This is a genomic window from Sphingopyxis sp. (genome assembly GCF_050725655.1).
Lineage (GTDB): Bacteria > Pseudomonadota > Alphaproteobacteria > Sphingomonadales > Sphingomonadaceae > Sphingopyxis.
The window spans coordinates 120,302-128,375 of record NZ_JBOHHT010000119.1 but is presented as its reverse complement, the minus strand read 5'-3'; the positions used below and the strand labels follow the sequence as shown (position 1 = coordinate 128,375).

Here is an 8,074-nt window from a genome sequence, read left to right as displayed (position 1 = left end):
TTCTTCTCCCCTCCCGCAGGCGGGAGGGGTCGGGGGTGGGCAGCGACGTTGCTATGGCCCACCCCGCTGCGGCTAGCCAGCAAGCTGGCAAGCCTCGCTGCCCCTCCCGCTTGCGGGAGGGGATACCCGCGCACCCACTCTTACGGCCGCTCACCACCCCAAAGCTGACGTTCGTCCCTACCCCGCCGGCAACCTAAGCCGCACTAGCAGCCCGCCCAAGTCCTCGCTCTCTTCGAGCGTGACGCTGCCACCGTAGATTTCGGCAACGTCGCGCACGATCGCGAGGCCCAGTCCCGTCCCCGGTTTGCCGCTGTCGAGGCGGACGCCGCGATCGATGACGCGGTCACGGTCGGCGAGCGAAATCCCCGCGCCATCGTCCTCGACCAGGATTTCCGCCATCCCGTCTTCGCGGCCGACCGTGACAAAGACGCTGCCACCGCCATATTTGGCCGCATTTTCGAGCAGGTTTCCGACGAGTTCGTCGAGATCCTGTCGCTCGACCCGCACGACGACGGTCTTGTCGCCCGCCGCATCGAGCCGCGCGTCGGGATAGAGCGCGGCGACCGCACGCGATACGCTGCCCACACTGTCCCACACGGTCGCGCGCGCCTGCGCCGCGCCGCGCCGCCCGACCGCACGTGCGCGGGCGAGGTGGTGGTCGACCTGCCGCTGCATCGTCGCCGCCTCGCGCCGCACGGTCTCGGCAAGTTCCGATGTCGAGCTCGTCGCGCTGTTGACGAGGACAGTGAGCGGCGTTTTCAGCGCATGCGCGAGGTTTCCCGCGTGCAGCCGCGCCTCCTCCGCCTGTTTTTCGTTATGCGCGAGCAGCGCATTGAGTTCGTCGACCATCGGCTGCACCTCAAGCGGCAAAGGCGCATCGACGCGGCGATTCTGCCCGCCGCGCATCGCCGCGATCGCGCGCCGGATATGGCGCAGCGGCCACAGGCCATAGAAGGTCTGGAGTGCAGCAAGGATGATGAGGCCGAGGCCGAGCAGCGCAAGGCTGGGAATCAGCGTCGCGCGCACCGCGCGATTCTGGGTATCGAGCGCTTCGCGCGATTGCGCAATCTGGAACCGCCAGTTGGTCTGGCTGCCCGGCAGGATGACGTTGCGTTCGAGCACGCGCAGTTCCTCTTCGGGGAACTGGGTGCTGTCGTACGTGTGGATCTGGTTGTCGACATGCGGGGTCGGCGCCTTCAGCGAGCGCTCCCACAGCGAGCGCGAACGATAGGGTTCCTGATTGCCGCCGCTGATCTGCCAATAGAGCCCGCTATAGGGTTCGAGGAAGCGCTGGTCGCCGAGCGGTTCGACCAGCCGCACTTCGCCATCGGGGCCAATTTCCGACGAGCGGATCATCGCGATCAGTACATATTCGAGGCTCGAATCGAAGTTGCGCGTGATCGCGCCGGTCAGCACGCGGTCGAGCGCAAAGCCGCCGCCGATCAGCAGCACCGAAATCCACAGCGCCGCGATCGCGATCATGCGCCGCGCGAGCGAGCCGGTGATGCGGCTGGTCAGCGCCGCCGGTTTTCCCGCCGCGTCCGGGTCCTCTACGACCGCCGGGGCGACGTCGGCCTCGCTCACGGCTTACTGCGGATCGTCGAGCTGGTAGCCGAGGCCGCGGATCGTCGTGATGATGTCGGCGCCCAATTTCTTGCGGATGCGCGTCACGAACACCTCGATCGTGTTCGAATCGCGGTCGAAATCCTGATCGTAGATATGCTCGATCAACTCGGTGCGCGACACGACCTTGCCCTTGTGATGGAGCAGATACGACAGCAGCTTATATTCCTGCGCGGTCAGCTTCACCGGCTCGCCCGCGAGCGTGACGCGGCCCGAGCGCGTGTCGAGGCGAACGTCGCCTGCGATCAGCTCGCTCGACGCATTGCCCGCGGCGCGGCGGATCAGCGCGCGCAGGCGGGCGATCAGCTCTTCGGTCTGGAACGGCTTGGCGAGATAGTCATCGGCGCCCGCGTCGAGCCCCGCCACCTTGTCGGACCAGCTGTCGCGCGCCGTCAGGACGAGCACCGGAAAGTTGCGCTTTTCACGGCGCCAGCGATCGAGCACGGTGAGCCCGTCGATTTCGGGAAGGCCGAGGTCGAGGATCGCCGCGTCGTAATTTTCGGTCGAGCCAAGGAAATGGCCATCCTCGCCGTCGGTCGCGAGGTCCACAGCATAGCCGGCGCCTTCCAGCGTCGCCTTCAGCTGCGGGCCCAGCGTGGGTTCGTCTTCGACAATCAAGATCCGCATTCAGGCGCCTTTCCTTTGCGTACCGGGCAGCCCGGCCGCATGTTTCGACTGTGTATCAAGTCCGAACGATCATCGCAAAATCTCGTTGCGACGAAACGTCGGTTCACTGGAATGTCAGGGTTTGCGTCCCACGATCCGGCCGGTGCGGGCATCGACATAGACGACGACCACCTGGCTGCCGTCCATGAATTTCAGGGCATAGATCATCCGCCCCGCGTCGAACTGCGGGCCGCCGAGATAGGTCATCTCGCTATACGGCGGGCGCGAACGGACGTCGGCGATCAGCTTGTTGAGCGGGATAACCTGTCCCTGCGCCGCCGCTTCGCGCAGATTGTCCTGGTCGCGGTTGCCGCGGGCAGCCGCGGGCGCGCCTGCCGACAACAGCAGCGCGGAGATGAGGGAGAGGGTCAATGTACGGATCATGGCCGTTTCTCTAACGCGAAAGCATTGAATAGGCGATGAATGGCCGGGTCAGCTCCGGTTTCGGTTCCTGCCATGGCGGGGAAGCCATGGTGGGCGCGACAGGGATTGAACCTGTGACCCCACCCGTGTGAAGGGTGTGCTCTACCGCTGAGCTACGCGCCCGATCGGGGCGGACCAATGGCCCGGCGTCCGAAAGCTGGACGTCCATAGCCGCTGCGACGGTGATTGCAACGGGCATTTGCTCAATCTTCACGCGCAAACCACTTGGATCCCATCGGGCAGATACAAATCGGGCCGCAGCTTGCGCCACGGCCCGAGATGGTTTCACCAGAAGGTGCCTGTCAACTTAGTTGACGGCGTCCTTGAGGGCCTTGCCGGCCTTGAACTTCGGCTGGTTCGACGCCGCGATGGTCATCGTTTCGCCGGTGCGCGGGTTGCGGCCGGTCGATGCCTTGCGCTTGCTGACCGCGAAGGTGCCGAAGCCAACGAGACGGACTTCGCCGCCCTTCTTCAGCGCACCGGTGATCGCGTCGAAAACGGCCTCGACCGCTTTGCTCGCATCACCCTTGGTCAGGCCGCTCGAGTCAGCGACGGCGGCGATCAGGTCTTGTTTGTTCATGCCTAAGGAACCCCTGCATTATGGTTGGTTGAATGATTCATGGCCGTTGCCATGGCGCGCCACTAACGCCGTTTCGCCCCATCTTGTCAAAGCAAAAAAGGGCGAAAACCGACCTAAAACGACGATTTTGCGACGAAAAGGCCGCTGACGGCGACCCAACGTCGTCGGCTCAGTGCCGAATCGTCGTTTCGGGGTCCGTACCGGGGGGAACCGGCGGCGACGCGGCGAGGTCGTCGGCCTCGGTCCATTCGATCGGCACGACCGGCGATACCAAGGCCACGGCGAGCACTTCGTCCACATGGCTGACCGGAATAATCTTGAGCCCGCTCGTGATATTCGCCGGGATTTCAACGAGGTCCTTCTCGTTTTCTTCGGGGATCAGCACCGTCGTGATGCCGCCGCGCAGCGCCGCGAGCAGCTTTTCCTTGAGCCCGCCGATCGCTAGAACGCGGCCGCGCAGCGTGACTTCGCCGGTCATCGCGACATCGCGGCGCACCGCGATCCCGGTCAGCGTCGAAATCATCGCGGTCACCATGCCGACGCCCGCCGACGGGCCGTCCTTCGGAACCGCGCCTTCGGGCAAGTGGATATGGATGTCCTTGCGCGCGAACAGGCTGGGCTTGATGCCATAGCTTGGCGCGCGCGCTTTCACGAAGGAGAGCGCGGCCTGCACCGATTCGGTCATCACTTCGCCAAGCTTGCCGGTCGTGCGAACCTGGCCCTTGCCCGATGCGGTGACGGCTTCGATCGTCAGCAATTCGCCGCCGACCTCGGTCCAGGCGAGGCCCGTGACAGCGCCGATCTGGTCTTCCAGATCGCCCATGCCGTGACGAAATTTGCGGACGCCCGCGAATTCGGAGAGATTGTCCGGCGTGACGGTGACGCTTGTCGCCTTACCCTCGAGAATGCGGCGCAGCGCCTTGCGCGCCAGACGCGCGATCTCGCGCTCGAGCGTGCGGACACCGGCTTCGCGGGTGTAATAGCGGATGAGGTCGCGCAGGCCCTCTTCGGTCAGCTCGAATTCGCCGGCCTTCAGCCCGTGCGCCTCGACCTGCTTTGCGATCAGGTGCAGCTTGGCGATCTCGACCTTCTCGTCCTCGGTATAGCCTTCGAGCCGGATGATCTCCATGCGGTCGAGCAATGCCTGCGGCAGGTTCAGCGAGTTCGCGGTGGTGACGAACATGATGTCGCTGAGGTCGACGTCGACTTCCAGATAATGGTCCTGGAACTTGCCATTCTGTTCGGGGTCGAGCACCTCGAGCAGCGCCGACGCCGGATCGCCGCGGAAATCCTGGCCGAGCTTGTCGATCTCGTCGAGCAGGAACAGCGGGTTCATCGTGCCGGCCTTTTTGAGGTTCGTCACGATCTTGCCCGGCAACGAGCCGATATAGGTACGGCGGTGGCCGCGGATTTCGGCCTCGTCGCGCACGCCGCCCAGCGACTGGCGAATGAACTCGCGCCCGGTCGCCTTGGCGATCGACTTGCCGAGGCTGGTCTTGCCGACGCCCGGGGGGCCGACGAGGCACAGGATCGGCCCCTTCAGCTTGTTGGTGCGCGCCTGCACCGCAAGATATTCGACGATCCGGTCCTTGACCTTTTCGAGCGCATAATGGTCGTCGTCGAGGACTTCCTGCGCCTTCGCAATATCCTTCTTGAGCTTCGATTTCTTGCCCCACGGCAGGCCGATCAGCGTGTCGAGATAGTTGCGCACGACCGTTGCTTCGGCCGACATCGGCGCCATCGCGCGCAGCTTTTTCATCTCGGCCTGCGCCTTGGCCTTGGCTTCCTTCGACATCTTCAGGCTGTCGATCTTGAGCTGGAGTTCGGCAAGATCGTCGCCGCCCTCGCCATTGTCGTTACCCAGCTCGCGCTGGATCGCCTTCAACTGCTCGTTGAGATAATATTCGCGCTGGCTCTTTTCCATCTGGCGCTTCACGCGGCCGCGGATCTTCTTTTCGACCTGCAGCACCCCGAGTTCGCCTTCCATGAAGGCAAAGACCATTTCGAGTCGCTTCGACGGCGCGTCCTCGACGAGCAGCGCCTGCTTGTCCGAGACCTTGATGTTGAGGTTGCCGGCAACCGAATCGGCGAGGCGCGAGGCGTCCTCGATCTGTGACAGCTGCACCGCGGTTTCGGCGGGCATCTTCTTGTTGAGCTTGGCGTAATTTTCGAACTGGTCGACGACCGAACGCATCAGCGCGGCGGTATCGACGCTGTCGTCGACGGTATCGCCGACCGGCTTCACGCTCGCCATCACCGCCTTGTCTTCGGTGGTCAGGGCCAGCAGCTTCGCGCGCTCCTTGCCTTCGACGAGCACACGAACGGTGCCGTCGGGCAGCTTCAGCAGCTGGAGCACGGTGGCGATTACGCCGACGTCGTAGAGGTCATCGCGCTGCGGATCGTCTTCGCCCGGATCGAGCTGCGCGACGAGAAAGATTTCCTTGTCGGATTCCATCGCGGCTTCAAGCGCGGCGACCGAGCGGTCGCGTCCAACAAAGAGCGGCACGATCATGTGCGGGAAAACGACGATGTCACGAAGCGGAAGAAGAGGATAGGATTGCGTCATTACGGCTCCTGGACGGGCCCCGCGACCGGGCGCACCGCCCTTCTTATAGGTGGTTCTTCGCTAATATGGCGTAACTTGGCACGCATTCAATGTCGCTGCGCTGAACAGCGGGGCAAAGCCGGCTCAAAACGGCAGCTTGAAGCCCGGGGGGAGCGGCAGGCCGCTCGTCATCTTGCCCATTTCCTCGTTGCTGACCCGATCGGCCTTTTCGCGCGCGTCGTTGAACGCGGCGGCGAGCAGGTCTTCGAGCATCTGTTTTTCAGCCGGAACGATCAGGCTGTCGTCGATCGAAATTTCCTTGATGCGGCCCTTGGCGCTCGCACGAATCCGTACCAGGCCACCGCCCGACACGCCTTCGACCTCGACGCTGTCGAGCTTCGCCTGCGCCTCCTGCATCTGCGCCTGCACCGTGGCGGCCGCTTCCTGCGCCGCCTTCATCATTTCTTCGATCGATTTCATGGGTTCGACTTATGGCGATTGTCGCCGGTCTCTTCAAGTTTTGCGTCGGGAAAAGCGACCAGGGCGGCCTTCACCACCGGTAGTTCGCGGATTCGCGCGTCATTATCGGCGAGCGTAGCTGCGCGAATATTGCCGAGGCTTGCCCGCCCGTCGCCTTCGCCCTCCCGCACCTGCCAGCGGCTGCCGGTCTGCGCGAGCAGCGCGTCACCCAGATCGCGCGCGAACGACGCGCCGAGCGCAGCAACGGGCGCGAAAACGAGATTGCCGGGTTCGAGGGTGATGATTCGCAAATGATCGTAAACATCGACCGCAAGCCGATGATTTCCGGTGCTTTCGAGAAGTTGGTGAATCTGCGCCACGGTGAGCGCCGAGGCCGGAATCTCTGCGTCTTCCGTCGACGGAGCTTCGACCACAGCGGCGGGTTCCGCCACCATATTTTCCTGCGCTGTGGGCGCCGCGGGCGCGGCGAGCGGCATCGTCGGCATGCCGCCTTTTTCGAGCAGTTTTGCCAGTTCACCCGGATCGGGCATCGACGCGGCGTAAATCACGCGGAGCAGCAGCATTTCGAGATGCTCGAGCGGATTGTTCGCACGCAGCACCTCGTCATGGCCCTTGAGCAGCAATTGCCACAGCCGGTTGAGCGGCGCGAAACCGAGCTTTTGTGCCCAGTCGCCGATGCGTTCGCGGTCGGCCTCGGCCAGCGCGGGGTCGTCGTGGCGCGACACCTTCGCGAGCGTCACGGCGTGCGTCAGGTCCATCAGCCCGCGCACCATCGCGACGGGCTCGATCCCGAGCGCATATTGCGCGCGCGCCAGATCGATCGCAGCGCCAGCGTCGCCATCGAGGATCGAGGCCATCAATTGCCCGATCGCCGAGCGGTCGGACAGGCCGAGCATCACGCGCACCTGCGCCGCGCCGATCATGCCGCCGCCATCGAGGTCGGCATGCGCAATCGCCTGATCGAGGATCGAGAGGCCGTCGCGCACCGATCCTTCGGCGGCGTTGGCAATCAGCCAGATCGCCGGCGCCTCGGCCTCGACGCCTTCTTTCTGCAGGATCGAGCTGAAATGCGCGAACAACATATCAGGAGTGATGCGGCGGAGATCGAAGCGCTGGCAGCGCGACAGCACCGTCACCGGCACCTTGTTGACCTCGGTCGTCGCGAACAGGAATTTGACGTGCGGCGGCGGCTCTTCGAGCGTTTTCAGCAGTGCATTGAAGGCGTTACGCGACAACATGTGCACTTCGTCGATGATGTAGATCTTGTAGCGCGCCGACACCGCGGCGTAGCGCACCGCCTCGATAATCTCGCGCACATCGTCGACGCCGGTGTTCGACGCGGCGTCCATCTCGATGACGTCGATATGGCGGCCCTCGGTGATCGCGCGGCATGGCTCGCACACGCCGCAAGGATCGATCGTTGGCCCGCCCTGCCCGTCGGGGCCGATACAGTTCAGCGCCTTGGCGATTAGACGCGCGGTCGACGTCTTGCCGACCCCGCGCACGCCGGTCATCAGGAAGGCATGCGCCAGCCGGTCGCGCGCGATCGCGTTGCCGAGCGTGCGCACCATCGCATCCTGCCCGATCAGTTCGGCAAAGGTTTGCGGGCGGTATTTGCGGGCAAGGACACGGTACGGACCTGCGGACGGCTGCGGCGCGGTCTCGGGCAGGTCCATTCCCAGCATCGGGGTTTCGTCGTCGGCGGAATCGCTCATGGCCCCGTCTTAGGGGCGCGCCGCGGTCTTGTCGAAGGGGGA

Annotated in this window: 7 protein-coding genes and 1 tRNA gene; all 8 read right to left on the bottom strand. The window is 64.3% G+C overall.

Annotated elements, in window-relative coordinates:
* Positions 1-177 precede the first annotated feature (177 nt).
* Positions 178-1,482 (bottom strand): sensor histidine kinase, encoded by a 1,305-nt coding sequence (locus ACREBX_RS19325; protein ID WP_431563359.1) that lies wholly within the window; start codon positions 1,480-1,482, stop codon positions 178-180.
* Positions 1,483-1,587: 105 nt separating this feature from the next.
* Positions 1,588-2,250 carry a response regulator transcription factor gene (locus tag ACREBX_RS19320; protein ID WP_431563353.1) on the bottom strand — a complete coding sequence of 221 codons (663 nt, stop codon included), beginning with the start codon at positions 2,248-2,250 and terminating at the stop codon, positions 1,588-1,590.
* A 114-nt stretch (positions 2,251-2,364) separates the two neighbouring features.
* Positions 2,365-2,673: a PepSY domain-containing protein gene (locus tag ACREBX_RS19315; RefSeq protein ID WP_431563352.1), complete on the bottom strand. Its 309-nt coding sequence runs from the start codon at positions 2,671-2,673 to the stop codon at positions 2,365-2,367.
* Positions 2,674-2,760: 87 nt separating this feature from the next.
* Positions 2,761-2,835: transfer RNA gene (locus tag ACREBX_RS19310), tRNA-Val, on the bottom strand.
* 184 nt (positions 2,836-3,019) lie between these two features.
* A complete protein-coding gene (locus tag ACREBX_RS19305; RefSeq protein WP_011541109.1) occupies positions 3,020-3,292 on the bottom strand; it encodes an HU family DNA-binding protein in 273 nt (90 codons plus the stop codon).
* A gap of 169 nt (positions 3,293-3,461) precedes the next feature.
* Entirely contained in the window at positions 3,462-5,858 is a 2,397-nt protein-coding gene (gene lon / locus ACREBX_RS19300; RefSeq protein WP_431563351.1) for an endopeptidase La, read from the bottom strand.
* Positions 5,859-5,981: 123 nt separating this feature from the next.
* Positions 5,982-6,317: a YbaB/EbfC family nucleoid-associated protein gene (locus ACREBX_RS19295; RefSeq protein ID WP_431563350.1), complete on the bottom strand. Its 336-nt coding sequence runs from the start codon at positions 6,315-6,317 to the stop codon at positions 5,982-5,984.
* A complete protein-coding gene (locus ACREBX_RS19290; RefSeq protein ID WP_431563349.1) occupies positions 6,314-8,032 on the bottom strand; it encodes a DNA polymerase III subunit gamma/tau in 1,719 nt (572 codons plus the stop codon). Before ACREBX_RS19290 ends, ACREBX_RS19295 begins: the two co-directional genes overlap by 4 nt.
* Positions 8,033-8,074 lie beyond the last annotated feature (42 nt).